16 protein-coding genes and 1 other RNA gene are annotated in these 20,244 nt (G+C 63.8%); 5 read left to right on the top strand and 12 right to left on the bottom strand.

Features of this window, described 5'->3' with window-relative positions; translation table 11 throughout:
- The first annotated feature begins 62 nt into the window (after positions 1–62).
- On the top strand, positions 63–1,904 hold the full coding sequence (locus ACE191_RS06580) for a PAS domain S-box protein (protein ID WP_400191391.1): 1,842 nt from the start codon (positions 63–65) through the stop codon (positions 1,902–1,904).
- Between the two features lie 8 nt (positions 1,905–1,912).
- A complete protein-coding gene (locus ACE191_RS06575; RefSeq protein WP_400191390.1) occupies positions 1,913–2,323 on the top strand; it encodes a two-component system response regulator in 411 nt (136 codons plus the stop codon).
- Here ACE191_RS06575 and ACE191_RS06570 read toward each other — a convergent pair.
- From ACE191_RS06570 to ACE191_RS06550, 5 genes are all read right to left on the bottom strand, one after another.
- Positions 2,320–4,284, bottom strand: a complete 1,965-nt coding sequence (locus tag ACE191_RS06570) for an LTA synthase family protein (protein WP_400191389.1) — start codon at positions 4,282–4,284, stop codon at positions 2,320–2,322. The genes ACE191_RS06575 and ACE191_RS06570 overlap by 4 nt on opposite strands.
- A 3-nt stretch (positions 4,285–4,287) precedes the next feature.
- Complete coding sequence (locus tag ACE191_RS06565; protein ID WP_400191388.1) at positions 4,288–5,028, bottom strand: SMI1/KNR4 family protein; 741 nt, start codon at positions 5,026–5,028, stop codon at positions 4,288–4,290.
- Between the two features lie 117 nt (positions 5,029–5,145).
- Positions 5,146–6,273, bottom strand: a complete 1,128-nt coding sequence (gene ald / locus ACE191_RS06560) for an alanine dehydrogenase (protein WP_400191387.1) — start codon at positions 6,271–6,273, stop codon at positions 5,146–5,148.
- Between the two features lie 192 nt (positions 6,274–6,465).
- The gene (locus ACE191_RS06555) at positions 6,466–6,954 is read right to left on the bottom strand and encodes a hypothetical protein (protein ID WP_400191386.1); all 489 of its coding nucleotides are present in this window, start codon (positions 6,952–6,954) and stop codon (positions 6,466–6,468) included.
- A gap of 192 nt (positions 6,955–7,146) precedes the next feature.
- Entirely contained in the window at positions 7,147–7,941 is a 795-nt protein-coding gene (locus ACE191_RS06550) for a DUF1573 domain-containing protein (RefSeq protein WP_400191385.1), read from the bottom strand.
- Positions 7,942–8,166: 225 nt separating this feature from the next.
- Between ACE191_RS06550 and ACE191_RS06545 the strand changes: the two genes are divergently transcribed.
- Positions 8,167–10,590, top strand: a complete 2,424-nt coding sequence (locus tag ACE191_RS06545) for a thiamine pyrophosphate-dependent enzyme (protein ID WP_400191384.1) — start codon at positions 8,167–8,169, stop codon at positions 10,588–10,590.
- A gap of 72 nt (positions 10,591–10,662) precedes the next feature.
- Here the strand turns inward: ACE191_RS06545 and ACE191_RS06540 are convergent, their stop codons facing one another.
- Positions 10,663–11,199 (bottom strand): hypothetical protein, encoded by a 537-nt coding sequence (locus ACE191_RS06540; protein WP_400191383.1) that lies wholly within the window; start codon positions 11,197–11,199, stop codon positions 10,663–10,665.
- 120 nt (positions 11,200–11,319) lie between these two features.
- On the opposite strand from ACE191_RS06540, the gene ACE191_RS06535 reads away from it, so the two are divergent.
- Positions 11,320–12,339, top strand: a complete 1,020-nt coding sequence (locus tag ACE191_RS06535; protein WP_400191382.1) for an acyl transferase — start codon at positions 11,320–11,322, stop codon at positions 12,337–12,339.
- 96 nt (positions 12,340–12,435) lie between these two features.
- Positions 12,436–12,825, top strand: a complete 390-nt coding sequence (locus ACE191_RS06530; RefSeq protein ID WP_400191381.1) for a hypothetical protein — start codon at positions 12,436–12,438, stop codon at positions 12,823–12,825.
- Between the two features lie 81 nt (positions 12,826–12,906).
- On the opposite strand, the gene ACE191_RS06525 is transcribed toward ACE191_RS06530, so the two are convergent.
- The 6 genes from ACE191_RS06525 to ACE191_RS06500 all read right to left on the bottom strand — a co-directional run bounded on the left by ACE191_RS06525 (position 12,907) and on the right by ACE191_RS06500 (position 20,050).
- Positions 12,907–14,124, bottom strand: coding sequence for a S8 family serine peptidase (locus tag ACE191_RS06525; RefSeq protein ID WP_400191380.1), 1,218 nt, complete (start codon positions 14,122–14,124; stop codon positions 12,907–12,909).
- Between the two features lie 242 nt (positions 14,125–14,366).
- Complete coding sequence (locus tag ACE191_RS06520) at positions 14,367–15,524, bottom strand: sigma-54-dependent transcriptional regulator (protein ID WP_400191379.1); 1,158 nt, start codon at positions 15,522–15,524, stop codon at positions 14,367–14,369.
- A 190-nt stretch (positions 15,525–15,714) separates the two neighbouring features.
- Positions 15,715–16,176: RNase P RNA component class A (gene rnpB / locus ACE191_RS06515), an RNA gene on the bottom strand.
- 46 nt (positions 16,177–16,222) lie between these two features.
- Positions 16,223–18,112, bottom strand: a complete 1,890-nt coding sequence (locus ACE191_RS06510) for a M1 family metallopeptidase (RefSeq protein WP_400191378.1) — start codon at positions 18,110–18,112, stop codon at positions 16,223–16,225.
- A gap of 24 nt (positions 18,113–18,136) precedes the next feature.
- On the bottom strand, positions 18,137–18,871 hold the full coding sequence (locus tag ACE191_RS06505; RefSeq protein WP_400191377.1) for a hypothetical protein: 735 nt from the start codon (positions 18,869–18,871) through the stop codon (positions 18,137–18,139).
- Positions 18,872–18,901: 30 nt separating this feature from the next.
- Positions 18,902–20,050 carry a Smr/MutS family protein gene (locus ACE191_RS06500; RefSeq protein WP_400191376.1) on the bottom strand — a complete coding sequence of 383 codons (1,149 nt, stop codon included), beginning with the start codon at positions 20,048–20,050 and terminating at the stop codon, positions 18,902–18,904.
- Positions 20,051–20,244 lie beyond the last annotated feature (194 nt).

The following is a 20,244-nucleotide window of genomic DNA, read 5'->3' as shown; positions in this document are numbered from 1 at the left end:
TGCCAGGTAACCGCATGTCGCCGGTCCGGGCCGTAGCGCGATGCTTCTTCGTATTTCTTCCTATGCCTTCCGCTGATCCTGTGGGTGCCGGGGCCGCATTCGAGCACAGCCCGGCCGCCTTGTTCGTGCTCGACCCCGGGGGGTACTTCGTGCGCATCAATGCACGCTTTGCGCAGCTCACGGGCTACGCCGATTGGCAGCTGGCCGGCCGCGGACCCTGGCATTTCGTACCCGCAGCGGCGGCGGTCGGCCTGCGGCAGGCGCTGACGGCGGCCGGCACCGTAGCCGGCGCCGAAGCCGACTGGCTGACGGCCGCCGGCAGCCGCCGGCCCCTGTGGCTCACGCTGCTGCCCGCCCGGGCGGGCGAAGAACGGTACGGGGTGGCGCAGGACCGCAGTCCGGCCGCCTTGGCCGAGCGCGTGGTCTGGCAGCGCGAGCAGCAGCTGTCGGCCATCTTCAACTCCATTGCCGACGTGACGTTCGTGCTCGACGTGGAACCTGTCGGCCGCTACCGTTTCGCCTTCATCAACCGGGCCTTTGAGCTGACCACCGGGCTGCCGGAAGACAAGGTGCTGGGCCAGTACGTGGAGGACGTGATACCCGAGCCTTCGCTGAGCCTGGTGCTGACGCAGTACCGCCAGGCCATTGAAACCCGGCAGCGGGTAAGCTGGCTGGAAACCTGGCACTATCCCACCGGCCAGGTCATGGGCGAAGTGGGCATTACCCCCGTGTTCGACGAGGACGGCCGCTGCCGGCAGCTGGTGGGCATCGTGCACGACCTGACCGAGCAGTCGCGCGCGGCCGAGGCGCTGCTGCTGAGCAACGAGCGGTTCCGCTACGCCATCCGGGCCACTTCCGACGCCATCTACGACTGGAACATTCCCGCCGACTCGCTGTACTGGGGCGAGGGACTGGAAACCCTGTTCGGCTACTCGCTCACCGAAAATCCCAAGGCGCTCGACCAGTGGTCCGATGCGGTGCACCCCGACGATGCGCCGCGCATCACCGATGGCCTCAACGCATTGCTGGCCGACCCGCAGGCCCAGAAGTGGCAGGAGGAGTACCGCTTCCGCCGCGCCGACGGCTCCTGGGCCACCGTGGCCGACCACGGCTATATTCTCCGCAACCCGCAAGGGGAGGCTCAGCGCATGATCGGGGCTATGCAGGACATTTCGGCCCACAAGGAGGCCGAGGAAAAGCAGCGCCAAATGGCGCAGGAGCTGTTTGAGCAAAACGCCGACCTGCAGCAGTTTACCTACATCATTTCCCACAACCTGCGCGCGCCGCTGGCCAACGCCCACGGCTACGCCGACCTGCTCACGCGGGTGAGCAAGGATTCCGATGTGTTCGATACGTCGTTGCAGCACCTGCGTACCAGCCTGCGCCAGCTCGACGCGGTGCTCACCGACATCACCACCATCCTCTCCATTCGCGACAAGCAGCAGCTGCGCCCGCCCGAGCCCGTGCACCTGGCCGGGGTATGCCAGCAGGTAACCCAGCTGCTGGCCGAGTCGCTGCACGCCTGCGGCGGCACGGTGCAGTGCGGCCTAGCCCGCGAGCTGCGCGTGAACGGCAACCGGGCTTACTTTCACAGTATTTTCTACAACCTGGTTTCCAACGCCATCAAGTACCGCTCGCCCGAGCGCCCCCTGCGCGTAGCCATTACTGGGCAGGCCCAGGCCGGGGGCGGGGTAGTGGTGCAGGTGCAGGACAACGGCCTGGGCTTCGACTACGCCCGGGTGGGGGAGGGTGTGTTTGAGCTTTACAAGCGGTTTCACCCCGACCAGCCCGGACGGGGGCTGGGGCTGTTTCTGGTCAAATCCCACGTCGAAAGCATGGGCGGCCGTATAGCGGTGAGCAGCGCCGTAAATCAGGGCGCTTGCTTTACCTTGCATTTTAGCTGACGATGCGCATGAAGACCTATCTCATCGACGACGACAACCTGGGCAACTATCTGACGGAGACCCTGCTGCGCATTGAGGGCTTCTCCACCTGCATTTCCACGTTTGAGTCGGCCGAGGAGGCCCTGGATACCCTGCTGAGCAAGCGCGCCGCCGAGGCGCCCCGGGTGATTTTCCTGGATTTGAACATGCCCGTGATGAACGGCTGGCAGTTCCTCGACGCGCTGCAGCCCCACGAGAGCTGGCTGCGTGGGCGCTGCCACATCTACGTGCTCACTTCCTCCCTGGCCCTGGCCGACCTGGAAAAGGCCCGCCGTTACGACTTGGTAGCCGGCCTCATCCACAAGCCCATCGACAGCGAGGAAATCCAGGCCATCCGCTCGAAGCTGGAGGACGAAGACCGCGCCAACGACGCGGACTAACGGCTGGCTGGCGCGGGGCGCGGGGGGTAGAGGCGGTTGTCGAGCAGGCCGTTGGTGAAAAACTGCACGCAGGCCCGCAGCTCGTCGCCGTAGGCGCGGAGCTTGTCGGCCGGGGGCTGGGGCAGCGGCCCGCCGCTGGAGTCATGGGTGCGGTAGGGGTAGAGGCGCACCTGGTTGTCGGCCGTCAGTTCGGTGAGGTAGTCGCGGTGCACCAGGTAGTGCGTGCCCTCGGCGTAGAACAGGGCCCGACCCGTCACGGTAGAGTCGAACACCGAGTAGCCGAAGGGCAGCAGCTGGGCGGGGCCGCCGGGCAGGCCCAGGAAGTCAAGCACCGTGGCGGGCACGTCGGACTGCTGGGTGATGCGGCGCACATCGGCGGGAGGCAGCTGGCGGCCGGGGTGAAACAGCAGCAGCGGGGTTTTGTACTTGCCGAGCAGGTTCTGGTAGTCGGGCCGGATGCTCTGGGAGGTGTGGTCGGCCAGCAGCACAAACAGCGTGTTGCGGTACCAGGGCTGGCGGCGGGCGGCCTGGAAAAACTGCCGCAGGGCAAAATCGGTGTAGGCTATGGAGGCGTGAATGGGCAGCTCGCCCGGGGCAAACCGCCCCTGGTACTGCGGCGGCACCGGAAACGGCTCGTGCGAGGTCAGGGTAAACACCGTGGAGAAAAACGGCTGCGGCTGCTGGCCCAGCTGCCGGGCAAAGTACTGCAGGTAGGGCTCGTCGTAGATGCCCCAGTGGCCGTCGTAGTCGGGGCTGCGGCGGCCGCCGGGGTACTCGCTCAGGCCGTAGTACTGCTGAATGCCCGCCTTGCCGGCAAAGGTGTTGAAGCCCATGGTGCCGTTTTCGGCCCCGTGGAACACCGAGGTGGCGTAGCCCGCCCGGCCCAGCAGCTCGCCCAGCCCGTGCAGCTCGTTTACCTGAAACTCGGAGGTGATGAAGGCGCCTTCCATCAGGGCCGGCAGCCCCGCCAGTACCGCCGGCAGCGCCTCGATGGAGCGGCGGCCGTTGGCGTAATGCTCGCGGAAAAACCGGCCCTGGGTGGCCAGCGAGTCGAAAAAGGGCGTGTAGCTTTTCTGCCCCGGGTTTTCGATGCCGTTGTACTCGGAGGCAAACCCTTCGACCAGCAGGACAACCACGTTGTCGCGCGGGGCGCCGGGGCGGGCGGTTACCGGGCGGCGGTTCAGCGCTTGTTCCAGCGCCTGGGCAGAGGCGAAGTAACGGCGGCGCTCCAGTCCCGGCCGGCGGTCGGGATTGAGGTGGGCAATGGCGCTTTTAAGAAACGTGAACGTGCTGTTCAGCGCCAGGTGGCCCAGCGAAGGCGGCGTCTGCACGAAGGCGTGACCGGTGCGCAGGGGCTTGAGCTGCAGGCCGCCCCGAATGCCCAGCACAATGCCCGCCGCCACCAGGGCTACTTCCAGCGCCGTGCGGGCAAAGCGCCGCAGCGGCGGGGCCGCTGGTGCCGCCGGCTCTTCCCCCGGCCGGGGCATGGGGTAGCAGTACCACAGCAGGCCGAAGAGCAGGGCAAACGGCGGAATCAGAAACCAGTAGTGCGCCACCAGCTGCCCCGCCTGCCGCTCGATGTCGCCGGTGATGGTGAACAGCTCGTCGGAAGTGCGGCGGCCAATGAATTTGAAGTACTGGCTGTCGATGATGTTCAGGGCTAGCCCCGGCGCGTTCAGCGTCAGAAACACCCCGCGCAGGGCGCGCTGCCAGCCCCGGCCGGTCCCGGGCAGCAACGAAAGCAGCAGGAAGGGGATGTTCAGCAGCAGCAGGGCAGCCAGGTCGAAGCGGAAGCCGTGCCAGAAGGCCCAGAGCGTTTCCCGGGCCGAGGCCTCGGCAAATACCTCGCGGTTGGCCACGTAGAAACCCAGGCGCAGCAGCGCGTACGCGGCCAGCAGCAGCGAAAAGCGGCGCAGCAGCAGGCGCAGCGCGGGCGAGGGCTTCGGCAACGACCCGGTCACGCGCTACGCTTCGGCGGCTGGCTCGTCGGGGCGCGGCTGGGCGGGCACTTCAGCGGTCGGGGCCGCACCGGAATCCGCGGCCGGAGTTTCCGCGGAAGCCTGGGGAGCAGCGGGCTGCTCGCCCGACACGGGGTACTGCGGGCGGGGCTCGTCGGTGCGGAGGCGGATTTTCTGGCCCGGGCGCAGGCGGCGGATCTGGTTAAACAAATCGGCCAGGGAGTGCAGGCGAGTTTCCACCGGCATGCGGGTCAGGCGCATCAGGTCCCCGTCGGTCTGAATGCAAGTGGGCGGGTACACGGCCAGCAGCTCGCCGGGCTGCAGGTAGGTGCCCACCTTGCGGAAGGTGGCCACGGCCGAGAGGTCGAGGGCCTCGTTGGGAAAGCGCTCCACGCTCACGATAAAGCGCTCAAAATCCACCTTCAGCGGCTCCATCTGGCCGGTTTCGGTGTCGAGAAACCACACCTTGCCGGCGCGCAGCAGAAACTGGTTGCCCACCGCGTCCTGGGCAAAAGGAATGTCGGTTTCCTTGACGACGGGGTAAATCTTGTGGAAGGCCGTCTCGCCGTGCCACACCTCGCGCAGGGAGTGCCAGGCGGGCTCGTGGCAGCAGCCGCGGATGTGAATGCCGCCCAGGTAAGCCACTACGCCGTTCTGGCGCAGCAAAAAGTGTTGCAGCTCGATGGGCAGCTGCTTGAAGGTGGCCGAGTCGGAAACCGGTTCCCCGATATAGGTAATGTCTTTCATGAAAGCGAAGCGTAACGGTGACGGGGGCCGGAACCCACCGGATTGAAAAAGCCTTTCCGACAAGGCATCGGAAAGGCTTTTTCAGACAATTATTAATTAATAATTGTGAATTATTAATTAGACGTGGGCGGGCTGCAGCACCTTGGTGACGTTGGTCATGGGCAGGTTCCAGGCCTCGGCCACGCCTTTGTACACTACTTCGCCGTTCACCACGTTCAGGCCCAGGCGCAGGGTTTCGTCGCGCAGGCAGGCCTCGCGCCAGCCCAGGTTGGCCAGCTTGATGGCGTAGGGCAGGGTGGCGTTGGTCAAGGCCAGCGTCGAGGTGTAGGGCACCGCGCCGGGCATGTTGGCCACGCAGTAGTGCACCACATCGTCGATGATGAAGGTCGGGTCTTCGTGGGTGGTGGGCTTGCAGGTTTCGATGCAGCCGCCCTGGTCCACGGCCACGTCTACCAGCACGGTGCCGGGCTTCATGTCCTTGAGCATGTCGCGGGTGATGAGGTGCGGAGCCTTGGCGCCCGGAATCAGCACCGCGCCGATGATCAGGTCGGCGGTTTTGATGGCGGTGCGGATGTTGTACTCGTTGGAGTACTCGGTCACCACGTTCTTGGGCATGATGTCGTCCAGCTCGCGCAGGCGGTTCAGGCTGATGTCCATGATGGTTACCTGAGCACCGAAGCCGGCGGCTACTTTGGCCGCGTTGGTGCCTACCACGCCCCCGCCCAGAATGAGCACGTGCGCGGGGCGCACGCCGGGCACGCCACCCAGCAGGATGCCGCGGCCTTTCAGGGGCTTCTCGAGGTACTTGGCACCTTCCTGCGGGGCCATGCGGCCGGCTACCTCGCTCATGGGCACGAGCAGGGGCAGCGAGCGGTCGGCGCGCTCCACGGTTTCGTAGGCCAGGCACACGGCCTTGCGCTCGATCATGGCGTGGGTCAGCGGCTCGCTCGAGGCGAAGTGGAAGTAGGTGAACAGCAGCTGGCCCTCGCGGATCAGCTCGTACTCTTCCTGAATGGGCTCCTTCACCTTCACGATCATCTCGGCCTGGCCGTACACGTCGGCAATGGTCGGCAGAATCAGGGCGCCGGCCTGCTCGTACTCGGCATCGGTAAAGCCCGAGCCTACGCCGGCTTCGGTCTGCACGTACACCGTGTGGCCCGCCTTGCGGAATTCAGCAGCTCCGGCGGGGGTCAGGCCCACGCGGTTTTCGTTGTTCTTGATTTCCTTCGGTACGCCGATGATCATGGGGGAAGAGACGATGGGTGAGATGACGGGGAAAACGGCCGCAAATATACGCGAGGAGTCGGTGGTTTCTTGTTGTTGGTTGTTGGTTGCTGGTTGTTGGATTTTCGTTTATGGTTATTGGTTTATGGCTGTTGGGATTTCAGGATCGGAGCCGGGGCGAAAAACCAACAACCAACAACGAAAAACCAAACCCTAAAACGCCAGCTTGTTGCTGGGAATTTCCAGGCGGGTCGATTTCAGTTTGTGCGGCCCGTACACCCGGCCGTGGTAGAACACCTGCAGCTGGCGCTGCTGCCCAGCGGGCAGGCGGTTGCCGCCGGCGTAGAAGCTCAGCGGCAGATCGTAGGTGGTGCGGTAGCTGCCGCGGGCCGGAATGGTGATGCGCACGTCCTTGCCGCGCTTCTGGTGCAGCTCCCAGGGCACAATGCGCCCGTCGACCTGGACCACCGGCAAACTGCTCTGGGGCCGCGCCGGGCTCGACACTACGTAGGGCTCGTCGTTGGTGTTGACCAGCTCCAGCATAGCCCGCACGGTGTCGAGCGAGGTGGTGGCCGTGAGCGGGGGCAGCTTCACGCGCAGCTGCAAACCCAGCTGGGGAGTGGCCTGGGGCACGTGGATGTTTTTGACGCAGCCGGCCAGCAGCAGGGCCCCGCCGGCCAGAATCAGTAGAGAAGCACGCATAGCAAAGCAGTTGAGAGAAGGTGCCGGGCAAACTGCAAACTTCCCGCCAACCCGGGGCTGGGCAGCTCCCCAAAGGCCCGCTGGCAAAGCAGCGCGGCCGGCCGGCACCGGGTAAAAACAATGGTGCCACGATGTTAGCATCGCGGCACCACGCTGGTTCTGTCTGCAAAAATCCGGGCGAAGCCGCGTTGCTTACTTAAACGGCACGGCCGCGCCGCCTTCCTTCAGCATGCTCTGCTGCGAGAGGCTCTGCACCACGTTGGCGCGCAGGGTAATCTTGGGGTCGGGGGCGGTGATGTCGTTGGAGTGCAGCGTCACCACGTCTACCATCTGACCAATCTGGCGCTGGCCGTACTGCAGCTCGATGGTGGCCGACTGGCCCGGCTGAATGGCCTTGGGCAGGGTCTTGAAGTTCACGCAGTAGCAGTTGGAGGTGAGCGTGCTCAGCTCCAGCGGGCTTTTGCCGGCGTTTTTCACCGTGAAGCGGGCCACGGGCTGCTGGCCGGCCTCCATCTTGCCGAAGTCGTGGCTCATGCGGTCAATCACCAGCTTGGGCGACTTGGCCAGCTCGGCGGCGCTGAACTTGGGCCGCAGCTCGTCCTTGGTGAGCACCGTGCCCTTGATGGTGAGCATCTGCGACGACTCCGTGGCGTTGCTGGTCACCGTCACGGTTTTGTTGAACTGGCCCGGGCGGCCGGCGCTGTTGTAGGAAGCGCGGATAAAGCCGGTTTTGCCCGGCAGCACCGGGGTTTTGGTCCAGTCGGGCGTGGTGCAGCCGCAGGAAGCCTGCACGTTGGCAATGACGATGGGCTGGTTGCCGGTGTTCTTGAACTTGAACTCGTGGGTGGCCGTGGTGCCCTCGGTCACGTTGCTGAAGTCGTGGTCTTTTTTCTCGAAGCTCATCACGCCCTGGGCCGCGGCGCTCAGGGCCGAGGTCAGCAGCAGTGCTGCGCCCAGCAGCAGGGAAGTAAAGGTTTTGTGCAGCATAGCGGGTGGAAATGGAAAAGGGGCCAGGGGCAAGAAGCGGGCCACCGGGGCCGGCCGGCCGCCGGCCCCGGTGGCATCAGGCAAATATAGCCACAACTGCCGGGAGCCCCGCCACCCGGGCTTTCGTCCCGAAGCGGCCGTTTTGCGTACTTTTGCCCGCCCGTCCGAGCGGACGGGCCGCCCTCCCCGGGGCGTTTTCCCTCAGTTTCCCCCGCCACCTCCCGCATGTCCACTGCCGAATCGGCCGTTGCGCTTCAGGCCGCCGCCACGCTCAGCAAGGAAGAACTGCTTCGTGATTACCGCCTTGGCTGGGAAAGCCGCCAGGCTTCGCTCACCGGCCGCAAGGAGGTGTTTATGGGCAAGGCCAAGTTCGGCATCTTCGGCGACGGCAAAGAGCTGCCCCAGCTGGCCATGGCCCGCGCCTTCCAGGCCGGCGACTTCCGCGCGGGCTACTACCGCGACCAGACCTTCATGCTGGCCATCGGCGAGCTGACCCTGCAGCAGTACTTCGCCCAGCTCTACGCCCACCCCGACGTGGAGGCTGAGCCGGCCACCGCCGGCCGGGCCATGAACGGCCACTTTGCCACCCGCTCGCTCGACGAAGACGGGCAGTTTCGCAACCTGGCCGACCTGAAAAACTCCTCGGCCGACATTTCGCCCACCGGCGGGCAGATGCCCCGCCTCGTGGGCCTGGCCTACGCCTCCAAGCTCTACCGCCAGAACCCCGAGCTGCACCAGTTCACTCAGTTCTCGCGCTCGGGCAACGAGGTGGCCTTCGGCACCATCGGCAACGCCAGCACCTCCGAGGGCATGTTCTTCGAGGCCATCAACGCGGCCGGCGTGCTGCAAATCCCCATGCTGGTGAGCGTGTGGGACGACCACTACGGCATTTCGGTACCCGCCGAGTACCAGACCACCAAGCAGAACATCTCCGAAATCCTGAAGGGCTTCCAGCGCGAGGGCGAGGGCCAGGACGGCTTCGAAATCTTCGTGGTAAAGGGCTGGGACTATGCCACCCTGGTGGACACCTACCAGCGCGCCGCCGACGTGTGCCGCCGCCAGCACGTGCCGGTGCTCATTCACGTCACCGAAGTTACCCAGCCCCAGGGCCACAGCACCAGCGGCTCGCACGAGCGGTACAAGAGCAAGGACCGCCTCAGCTGGGAGCAGGAGTTCGACTGCCTGCGCCAGATGCGCCTGTGGCTGCTGCAGGAAGGCCACGCCACCGAGGCCGAGCTCGACCAGATCGAAGCCGAGGCCAAGGAGGAAGTGCGCAAAGCCCGCGCCGCCGCCTGGGAAGCCTTCTTCAACCCCATCAAGCAGGAGCGCGACGAGTGCGTGGCCCTGCTCGAAGCCCTAGCCGCCGAAACCGGCCGCCAGAACGAGCTGCACGAGCTCATTCACCAGCTCCAGCACAATCCCACGCCCATCCGCGCCGATCTGGTGCGCTCGGCCCGCCGGGCCCTGCGCCTGGTGCGCGACGTGAAGCGCAGCAGCGCCCGCGGCGAGCTGCGCCGCTGGCACGAGCAGGCCCTGGCCGAAAACGCCGACCGCTACAACTCCCACCTCTACAGCCAGAGCGAGGAATCGGCCCTGCAGGTGGAGGAAGTGAAGGCCGAGTTTGCCGCCGACGCCCCGCAGGTCGACGGCCGCGAGGTGCTGCAGGCCTGCTTCGACGCCATGTTCCGTCGCGACCCGCGCGTGTTTGCCATCGGCGAAGACGTAGGCCGCATCGGCGACGTGAACCAGGCCTTTGCCGGCCTGCAGGAAAAGTACGGCGAGCTGCGCATCACCGACACCGGCATCCGCGAGTGCACCATCGTGGGGCAGGGCATCGGGGCGGCCATGCGCGGCCTGCGGCCCATCACCGAAATCCAGTATCTCGACTACCTGCTCTACGCCATTCAGATTCTCTCCGATGACGTAGCCTGCCTGCAGTACCGCACCAAGGGCGGGCAGAAGGCCCCGCTCATCGTGCGCACCCGCGGCCACCGGCTCGAGGGCATCTGGCACTCGGGCTCCCCCATTCAGATGATTTTGGGTGCCATTCGGGGCATGCACCTGTGCGTGCCGCGCGACATGACCCAGGCCGCCGGCATGTACAACACCCTGCTCAAGAGCGACGAGCCGGCCATCGTGATTGAGTGCCTGAACGGCTACCGCCTCAAGGAGCGCATTCCCGCCAACGTGGGCGAGTTCACCGTGCCGCTGGGTGTGCCCGAGGTGCTGCGCGAAGGCTCGGATATCACCATCGTCACCTACGGCTCGATGTGCCGCATCGTGCTCGACGCGGCCAAGCAGCTGGAGCAGGTGGGCATTTCGGCCGAAGTAGTGGACGTGCAAACCCTGCTGCCCTTCGACCGTGAGGCGCTGATTCTGGAGTCGATCAAGAAAACGAACCGCGTGCTGTTTGCCGACGAAGACGTGCCCGGCGGCGGCACGGCCTACATGCTGCAGCAGGTGCTCGACGAGCAGGGAGCCTTCCGCTTCCTCGACTCGCAGCCGCGCTGCCTGGCCGCGCACGCCCACCGTCCGCCCTACGGCTCCGACGGCGACTACTTCTCCAAGCCCAACGCTGAGGACGTATTCGACGCGGTGTACGAGCTGCTGCAGGAGGCCGAGCCCGCGCGCTTCCCTGACATCTACTAAGCACCAAACGCACTACGCCCCGCCCGAACCAGCGTCGGGCGGGGCGTAGTGCGTTTGGCGGCCGCGGTGGGGCTACGGAATGGTAACGGCGTCGGTAATGACCTCGTTGCTTTCGTGCAGGGCGCGGTCGATGATGCTCACGCGGAAGCGCAGCTGCGCACCCGGCCGACCCAGGCTGCCCTGGAACAGCTTGTAACCGAAGCTCAGGTCACCGCGCAGCGGGGCCGGCTTTTCGGTGGGCGCCAGGCGCGGGAAACGGCTGTTGAAGGGAATCGAAAACGTAGTGTCCTCGAACTCGCCGTTGGCCTTGCGGATCTGCGGCTGCAGGTAGTAGTTGTTGTAGTAGCGGTTCTCGGTGCCGTCGAGGTTGAGGCGGTTGTAAGGCGGCTGCTCCTCGTCGTTGTTGAGACCCAGGTCGCCGTCGCCGTCCTTGAAGCTGATGGTCACCGTGAGCGTGTCGTAGGTGCCAAACCGGTCACTGACCCGCTGGCGGGTAAAGCTTTTGAAGCTGATGCTGGGCGTGTCGGGATAGTCGGGCGGGTTCAGGCAGGAAGTGGCCGCCAGCGCCAGCAAAACCGTCAACCCAAGGAGTAAGCGTGTGCGCATCATAGCAGTAAAAGGCAAAAGCCGGAACGGATGCTGCCTCCGGATTCGGGCCCGGAAAGTACGTATTTCCAACGCAGCCCGCGGCAGATTGTTATTCACCTTTGCAAACTCCGCCCTTCCGCAATGAGTTTCCGTTCCGATTACCTGCGCGACTTAAACCGGTTGCCCGCCGCCGAGGCCGAGGACCTGGCGCTGCGCCTGTTTCGCCACCAGGCCCGGTACTGCGCGCCCTACCGCCACTGGCTGCAGCACCTGGGCTGCCGGCCCGACGACATAAAGCAGCTGACGGACATTCCGTTTCTGCCCATCGAGTTCTTCAAGACCCACGCGGTAGTCACGACCGAACCCGGCGACGAGTGGACGGCGCAGGAGGAGTTCAGCAGCTCGGGCACCACCGGGCAGGTGCGCAGCCGCCACCTCGTGCGCGACCCGCAACTCTACCGCCGCAACGCCGCGCGCATCTTCGAGCAAACCTACGGCCCTCTGCAGAGCTGGACGTTTCTGGCGTTGTTGCCCTCGTACCTGGAGCAAGGGCAGTCGTCCTTGGTGGCCATGGTCGAGCACTTCGTGCGGAAATCGGGGCAGCCCACCGGCGCGGCCTTTTTCCTGCACGACCACGCCGCGCTGCTGCGCGCCATCGGCCAGGTTCGGCAGGCGGCGCCCCAGCGGCGCATCATGCTCATCGGCGTGTCGTACGCCCTGCTCGACCTGGTGCAGGCGCACGCCGCAGCGCCCGAACTGCGGCTGCTCGACGCGGTGCTGGAAACCGGCGGCATGAAGGGTCGGCGGCGCGAAATGATTCGCGAGGAGCTGCACGCCGAGCTGCAACGGGGCTTCGGGCCGGCGCCCATTCACTCGGAGTACGGCATGACGGAGCTGCTCTCGCAGGCCTACAGCCCCGGTTACGGACGCTTCCACCTGCCGCCCCAACTGCTGCTGCTGCTGCGCGACCCGTCGGACCCGTTTAGCCTGAGCGCCACGCGCGGGGCCGGGGCCGCGAACGTGGTGGATTTGGCCAACGTGGACAGCTGCGCCTTTATCGAAACCCGCGACCTGGCCCGCCGCCATCCCGACGGCTCGTTTGAAATCATGGGCCGGCTCGACAACTCCGACATCCGCGGCTGCAACCAGATGGCCGGCTAAGAACAGGGGAGGGGTATTGTGTTTATTAAATGGCTGATTTCAATTTATTTGGCTGGGTCTGCGTTACAGGATAACACCCTTCTCAGTCCTGTAGCCATGAAACACTTAGCCATACTCTTTTCGCTCACCCTGGCCGTCGGCGGGCTGCTGGCGGCCCCGGCCCAGGCGCAAACGCCAACCGCCGCCGACTCGGCCCAGCAGCGCGTCGACCAGCAGAAGCAGCGTACCCAGGATGCCCGCGAGGTAGTAGCCGACCAGCGCCGGCAAAGCACCGAGAGCCGCAAGGCCGTGGATGCCAGCGCCTCGGAGCTGCGGCAGCAGCGCAATGCCATGCGGGTGCAGAAACACCAGCTGAAGGAACAGCAGCTGCTGGCCCAGCAAACCCGCCAGCGCGAGAAAGCCGCCCAGGTGCAGTTGCGCGAAGAAAAAAGCCGCATGCGCGACCAGAAGAAGCAGCTGCGCGAAGCCTCTTCCCAGCCCCGCTAGCTACTCAGTCTTTAAAATTGCGCCTAAATGCAAAACGGCTTCCCAAAAACTGGGAAGCCGTTTTGCGTTAAATCAAGTGAACTACAAGTGCGCAATCGGGTCGGGCTTGCCGTCGGGGTCGCCCTTCACGTAGCCGCTGCGGGTGAAGGCCTTGCCGCGCAGCAGCAGCACGCCGGCCATGTGAGGCGCGGCCATGGAAGTGCCGCTCATAGTGCCGTACAAGCCGTCTTTGTACGTCGAAGCAATGGCCACGCCGGGCATGCAGTAGTCGACGGGCGGGGTGCCGAAGCAGGAAAACGGCGCCCAACTGTCGGTGCTGCTCATGGCCGAAATCGTGAATACGTTGGGGTGGTTTACCCGGGCCGGGGAGTGCAGCGTGGCGCTTTTGGCGTCGTTGCCGGCGGCCACCGAGAGCAGCATACCCTTGTTGGCGGCGCGCAGTACGGCATCGTCCAGGGCCTGCGAAACGCCGCCGCCCAAGCTCATGTTGACTACCTCGCCGGATTTGTAGAAGGCCGAAACGTAATCGATGCCGGCAATGACGCCCGACGAGCTGCCGCTGCCATCGGACCCGAGCACCTTTACGGCCACTACCCGGGCGCCGGCGGCCACGCCCACTACGCCAATGGTGTTGTTTTTGGCGGCAATGGTGCCGGCCACGTGGGTGCCGTGGCCGTGCAGGTCGTCGGCAGTGGTGGCGTCGGCGCCGGTGCTGACGAAGCTGCGGCTGCGGGCCACGTCGACGGTGAGGTCGGGGTGAGTCAGGTCGATGCCGGTGTCAATGATCCAGGCGGTTTTGCCCACGCCGCTGGCGTAGCCCACGCGCTTGACGCCGTAGGGTACGGTCTGGGCCGGAGCCGCGGTGGTAGTGCCCGTGGTTTGCTCGACGCGAATGATCTGATCGGGCTCGACGAAGGCCACGCTGGCGTCCTGGGCCAACTGCTTGGCTTCGGCCGGGGTCAGCTCGGCGGCAAAGCCGCGCAGCAGCTGGTTGTAGGTGCGCCGAACTTTCTCGGGGCGCAGGCCGCGCTTGCGCAGCAGGCCTTCGGCGAAGCCCTTCACTTTCTGGCCGCGCTGGCTGTACTCTTCGCCGGCGCCCAGCTCCACGCTGGCGTCCTTCAACACCACAATGTAGCGCCCGGCCAGCGGGGCCTCGGCGGCTTTAATCTCGGTAGAGTTGGCGGCCGTTGCCGGCGCTACTTCTTCGGCCTCGGTGGCGCAGCTGGCCAGCAAGGTGGTTCCCATCGCGGCGGCACTCAGCCAGGCCCCCAGGCGCAAATTCAGCAATGATTGCAGCATGTACAAAGAAGAGGTGAATGAGAAAAGCTATACAGACAGTGGCCTCTGCAGGTGCCAGGGTCGATACGATCCTTCAAAAGATGCAATCGGCGGCGCAAGAGTCAGACAGCCCGCCGCCGGTTTAGGTTCCGGTTCCCGGTTGGCTCAGACGCAAAAAAGCCCCACCGTCGTACGACGGTGGGGCTTGTGCATTTGCTTACCAGAACAGGCGAAAAACAGAAAACCAACAACGAAAAACGAACCTACTTGCCGGCAAACGACTGGGCGTCGGCCGCGGAAATGGGGTCCCCGCCGAGGATGACCAGGCGCTCGACCACGTTGCGCAGCTCGCGGATGTTGCCGCGCCAGTCGAGACCCTGCAGGTACTGCATGGCTTCGGGACTGATGCGCTTGGGCTTGCTGCCGTAGTCGTTGCCGATGTCGGCCAGGAACTTCTCCACCAGGGCCGGAATGTCGTCGCGTCGGTCGTTGAGAGCTGGCACCTGAATCAGGATGACCGAGAGGCGGTGGTAGAGGTCTTCGCGGAAGTTGCGGTCGGCAATTTCCTGCAGCAGGTTTTTGTTGGTGGCCGCCACCACGCGCACGTTCACCGGAATTTCCTTTTCGCCGCCCACGCGGGTAATCTTATTTTCCTGCAGGGCGCGCAGCACCTTGGCCTGGGCCGAGAGGCTCATGTCGCCGATTTCGTCGAGGAACAGGGTGCCGCCGTCGGCCTGCTCAAACTTGCCGATGCGCTGCTTCACGGCCGAGGTAAACGAGCCTTTCTCGTGGCCGAACAGCTCCGACTCGATCAGCTCGGAGGGAATGGCGGCGCAGTTGACTTCCACCATCGGGCCGCTGGCGCGGTTGCTTTGCTCGTGAATCTGGCGGGCCACCATTTCCTTGCCGGCGCCGTTGGGGCCGGTGATGAGCACGCGGGCGTCGGTGGGGGCTACTTTCTCGATGGCGGTGCGCACCACGCCCAAGGCGGCCGAGGTGCCCACCATCTCCGAGCTTTTGGCGACCTTCTTCTTGAGCGTCTTGGTTTCGGCCACCAGCTTGGTGCGGTCGAGGGCGTTGCGCACGGTCACCAGCAGGCGGTTAAGGTCCGGCGGCTTCTGCAAAAAGTCGTAGGCGCCTTTCTTGGTGGCGTCGACGGCCATTTCCACGTTGCCGTGGGCCGAAACCATGATGAAGGCCGCGTCGGGGGCAATGATCTGGGCGCGCTGCAGCACCTCGATGCCGTCCATCTTGGGCATCTTGATGTCGCAGAGCACCACGTCGTACTTGTCCTTCACCAGCATGTCGAGGCCGGTGGGGCCATCCTCGGCCTGGTCGACCTGGTAGCTTTCAAACTCCAGGATTTCCTTGAGCGTGTGACGAATGGCTTTTTCGTCGTCGATGATGAGAATACGGGGCATAGGCAGGGTGGAAGTGGGAAGGTAGAGACGCCGGCGGGCGCCTCCGCGTTGCCGGGCGCCAGCGAAACCAACCGTAGCAGAGGTGGAGTCGCGCCGGCAGCGTGACAGCGGCCACCCGCAAATATGCGCCTCTACGCCGATAAACAAGCCGGCCGCCGCTGCGGGCTGCAACGACGGCCGGTTGTGAAGTTCAAGTGATGCGCCTGTAAGCCGGGTTCTGTCCGCCCCTTGCGAGGCGGCCCCACCATTTATCTAGGCCCGCACTCGCGCGCGGGCTCCATCAGCCTACCCGCCGACCGGACGAGCCGCCCGTTGCAAAGCCTTGCGGCTCTGCGTGCCGGCCTATTTGGCCTTTCAACCCCTGAGGTTTACCCAGCCGGAACGGTCACCCGCCCGCTGGTGCGCTCTTACCGCACCTTTTCACCCTTACCTTTTCATTTATCATTTGACATTGATCATTTATCAGCGGGTGATAAATGCTAATTGATCAATGATAAATGAGAAAGGCGGTAGTTTTCTGTGGCACTGGCTGTCCAACGGCCGTTCCCAGCCGCCGTCCTTCCCGTTAGGAAGCAGGGTGCTCTGCGTTGCCCGGACTTTCCTCTCCGCTCCCCGGTTGCCCGGTTCGCGCAGCGGTGGGGCGGCGCATCACTTGCGGGCAAAGGTAGGGCAGTTTAGGGGGAAACGCTTCGGGTTTTCTACTTCCCCGTCCACACGTTGTCCTGCGGGTAGCTATCGGGTACCCAGGTGCTGCCCAGCTTTACCTGCTTCACGGCTTTATCGGTGGGCACCGGCACCGTAACGGAGGTGGCGCCCGATTCCCACACGGCAATGCTGCGGTGAATCTGCTGGGTCGTGTTGTCGGCGAAGGTGATGGTGAGGTCCACGGGCACGGGCTTGCTGCCTTTGGCCTGCACCAGCACCTCGTAGCCGCTGCCTTGCTTGGTCACGCGCTGGATGGCCAGGTCGGGGTAGCCCCCGTCGAAAAACCAGCGCTGCCAGAACCAGTTCAGGTTACGGCCCGCGCCCGCGTTCATCGCGTTGAAGAAGTCGTAGGGCATGGGGTGCTTGCCCTGCCAGGTCTGGATGTAGTGGTGCAGGGCTTTCGTGAACAGCTCGTCGCCCAGCAAGTCCTGCACGTAGAGGTAGCCCAGCGCGGGCTTGGGGTAGGAGTTCAGGAAAAACGCCGTGCCGGTTTGCTGGGTGCTGAGGGTAGTAATGGGCACGTCGACCTCGGTAGCGGCGTTCTGGGCGTAGGGCTGCACGCCGTAGTCGTCGTCGAGCTTGGGGTCGATAATCTTGGAAATGATCCACTCGCCCATGGTAGCCCAGCCCTCGTCCATCCAGCCGTACTTGGTTTCGTTGGTGCCCAGGTAGAAGGGAAACATGGTGTGAAACACCTCGTGGTCGGTGAGGGTAATGGCGTCCTCGCGCGAGTGCACCGGGTTGTCGTTCACCATCATGGGGTACTCCATCTGGTCGAGGCCGTCGAACACGGTGATGTGGGGGTAGGGGAAGGGCCACCGGGGAAAGGTGTAGCTCATGGCCTCCACCGTTTTGCGGGCAAACAGCACCACTTCCTCGTAGTCTTTGTGCTTGGTGTTGTACACGGCATCGACGCGGGTGCGGCGCTTGGTTTTGGGGTCGACCACCAGGCTGGTCGACTGCCACACGTAGTGGTCGGCGGTGGCGAAGGCAAAGTCGATGACGTTCTGGGCGGCAAAGCGCCAGGTGTTCTGGGCCTGGTCGGCGGTGATGTCGCGGCGCTGTAAGTCGGCGGTTTCAATGACGTTGACCACCGCGTCCTTCTTTTCCGCGTCGCGCAGGCGCTTCACGTACTTTTTGGTGAGCACCTGCTCGGCGTTGAGCAGGTCGCCGGTGGCCCACACCACGAAATGCCGCGGCACGGTGATGTTGACCTGGAAGTTGCAGAAGTCGTTGTAGAACTCCTGCTGGCCGTTGTAGGGGTGGCGGTTCCAGCCGTCGATGTCGTCGTACACGGCAATGCGCGGGAAGAAGTAGGCCACGAAATCGGCCCCCGGCTCAATCTCACCGGTGCGCATGTGCGAGGTCTGGTTCAGCACGTAGCTGTAGCGCAGCGCCACCCGGGCAGTCTGCTTCGGCCCCAAGGCCTGGGTGAGGCCCACGGGCAGGTTGGTGGCGTCGGCGCGCAGGCCGCGCACGTTCACTTCCTGGCCGTTGATGCTCATTTGCTCGATCTGCACGCCCTCGCTCACGTCCTCGGGGCGGATGGACGAGGCCCGGGCGGCGCCCTTCTGGTAGAGGTTGGGGTAGAGCTTAAACAGCAGCTGGCGCAGCGAGTCGGGGCTGTTGTTGCGGTAGCTGATATCCACTGTGCCCGCCACCCGCCGCGTGGCCGGGTCGAAGCTGATGTTGATGACGTAGTCGGCCGCGTTCTGCCAGTAGTTGGGGCCGGGCTGACCGTCGGGGCTGCGGGTGCCTTTGGCGTAGGTGGCCTGCAGGTTGCGCGGGATGGGCAGCGTTTGGGCAGCGGGTTGCTGCTGGGCCAGGCTGCCGAAGCTGAGCAGGGCTAGGAGGGAGGTGGCGAGTAGAATTTTGGTGCTCATTGGAGATGAGTAACAACGGAAAATCTATGCAGTATTTTGGGAATCATTACTCTGTTTTTTTACTGTGCTAAGTAGATACGATAATATTTTAGGTGTAAAATACGATACGATAATTATTGCAAGTGTTATTTTTATAATAAAAATTAAATTGTATCTTATTATAGTAGCATGGAAGCCCAATGCATTAACAGTTTTTTCGGGTTTTTCATAACCGCCTTTGTAATTTATTCTAATATCGCCATCGTATAGGGGCATAGTCCAAATGTGTAATGTTGCATTATCTTCTGGATTCATGTTATCTAGCTCTACTTTGCCCAAAAAGAAACCATCTTTGTATGGTTTGTTGTCCTGTAGTAATACATACGAACCTTCGCTTTTTGTGCTCACATTGATGCTTTCAATCTCTTTAGAGCCACTATTTCTGATATTAATAGTGTAGTGATAATGCAAGCTTTCTTTGAATCTGCTAAAGTCTCTATTTACTATTCTTTTATTTAATATATTATTTAAGCTGTCTATAGGTGAGTTGTTTTCATTTATATTTTTATAATTTCTTTCTACATACTTAAGAACGTCGAAGCTTATGGATTGAGCAGAATATTCAACAATAGTATCCTGAACCATTTTTGGAAGAATTGCTTTTTCCTCTTCGTACGAAGACTCTATTGTTGAAAACCTTGGTTCTATAAACTGCCAAATGGTAATGGCTGATACTGCTACTAGGAGGAATTTCTCAATAAAGCTGAAATGCTTTGTCATTTCAATGGTGATATTGTTGACTAATATGATTTACTTCAGCCGCACCAGCGTGGCGCCGTAGCCGAACTTCTCCTTGCGGGCTTCCTCGAAGAACTTGATGTCGCGGTTGCGGCTCAGGCGCTTGTGCAGCTCCTTGCGCAGCGTGCCGTTGCCGGCCCCGTGAATGAAGATGATTTCGTGCATGCCGGTGGCCAGGGCGCGGCTCAGCGCGTCCTCGAAGGCCGCCACCTGCATTTCCAGCATGGCCGTGTTGGTGAGGCCCTCGGCGCCCTCGGGGCGCAGGGCTTCCAGGTGCAGGTCGACCTCGTGCGGGGGCGCCACGATGGCCTTCACCGGTTCCTGCTTGGGCGCGGGCACCACCGAGCGGGCGTCGCCGCGCAGCTTTTCGGCCAGCTGGTCGCGCAGCTGACTGGCGCTGATGGCGGGCACCTCCTTGGGCTGGGGCGCGGCCGGGGCGTCGTCGGTGGGCAGGGCCACGGGGGTGGCGGGCTTCTCGTCGAGCTGGAACAGGTAGGCTTCGCGCTGCAGCACCGGCGCCGCGCGGCGGCTGGAGTAGAAGGTGTTGGCCTTGAAGGTGAGGCGCTTGAGCAGCACGTCGTAGAGCACCGGCGAGTTGGGCTGCGAGGGCAGTAGCTGCACGATGCTGGCCGGCCACTGCTCGAAGTCCTTGAGGTGGCGGTGGCCCAGCGGCTCACTGGCCGCCTTGGGCGCCAGCTTGCCCGCATTCAGCGCCCGGTACTGGCCGCCGCTGCGCTCCTCGCCGAAGGTGTAGAGCACCTCGGCGTCGGTGTTGTTGATCAGGTGCAGGGCCAGCAGCTCCGAGGTTTGCATCAGCAACGCCAGGTACAGACCCTTGGGCGCGGGCGGCGCCGGGGCGGGCTTTTCCGGCTTCGCGGCTCCGCCACTGGCGGGAGCCGCGCCGGGCTGCGGGGCAGCGGCTGCGGGCTTGGCCTTGCCGCCGGTTTTGGCGGTGGCTTTGCCGCTGGGCACCTGCGAGGGCGCCAGCTGGCTGCCGCCGAAGGCCTTGAACTCCTCGGCGGCAATGACCACCAGCTCGCGGCGCAGCACCGGCACCGGAAAATCGTCGATGGTGACTTCCACCAGATCGTGGTCGAGGATGCGGGTAACGATGCCTTCTTCGCGGCCGGACATCAGGCGCACTCGGTCTCCAATATTCATAGTCGTTGTGGTTCGGGTGGGGAAGGTCCTACGGCCATTAAGCTTCCGTGGGCGGAAGCCGGGCGCGGGGCAGGGGGTAAAGGTCGGCACAGAACCGCAAATGTTGCCGGGGCCTCACCCCCCGGCCCCCTCTCCGGGGAGAGGGGGAGCCACGGCGGCGCGGCGGCTGAGTGGTGCCACGGCTCAAAGCCGTG

This window comes from Hymenobacter sp. B81 (assembly GCF_044628455.1).
Classification (GTDB): domain Bacteria; phylum Bacteroidota; class Bacteroidia; order Cytophagales; family Hymenobacteraceae; genus Solirubrum.
Note: the sequence above shows the minus strand (reverse complement) of the source record. Positions and strands in the feature narration are given on the sequence as shown.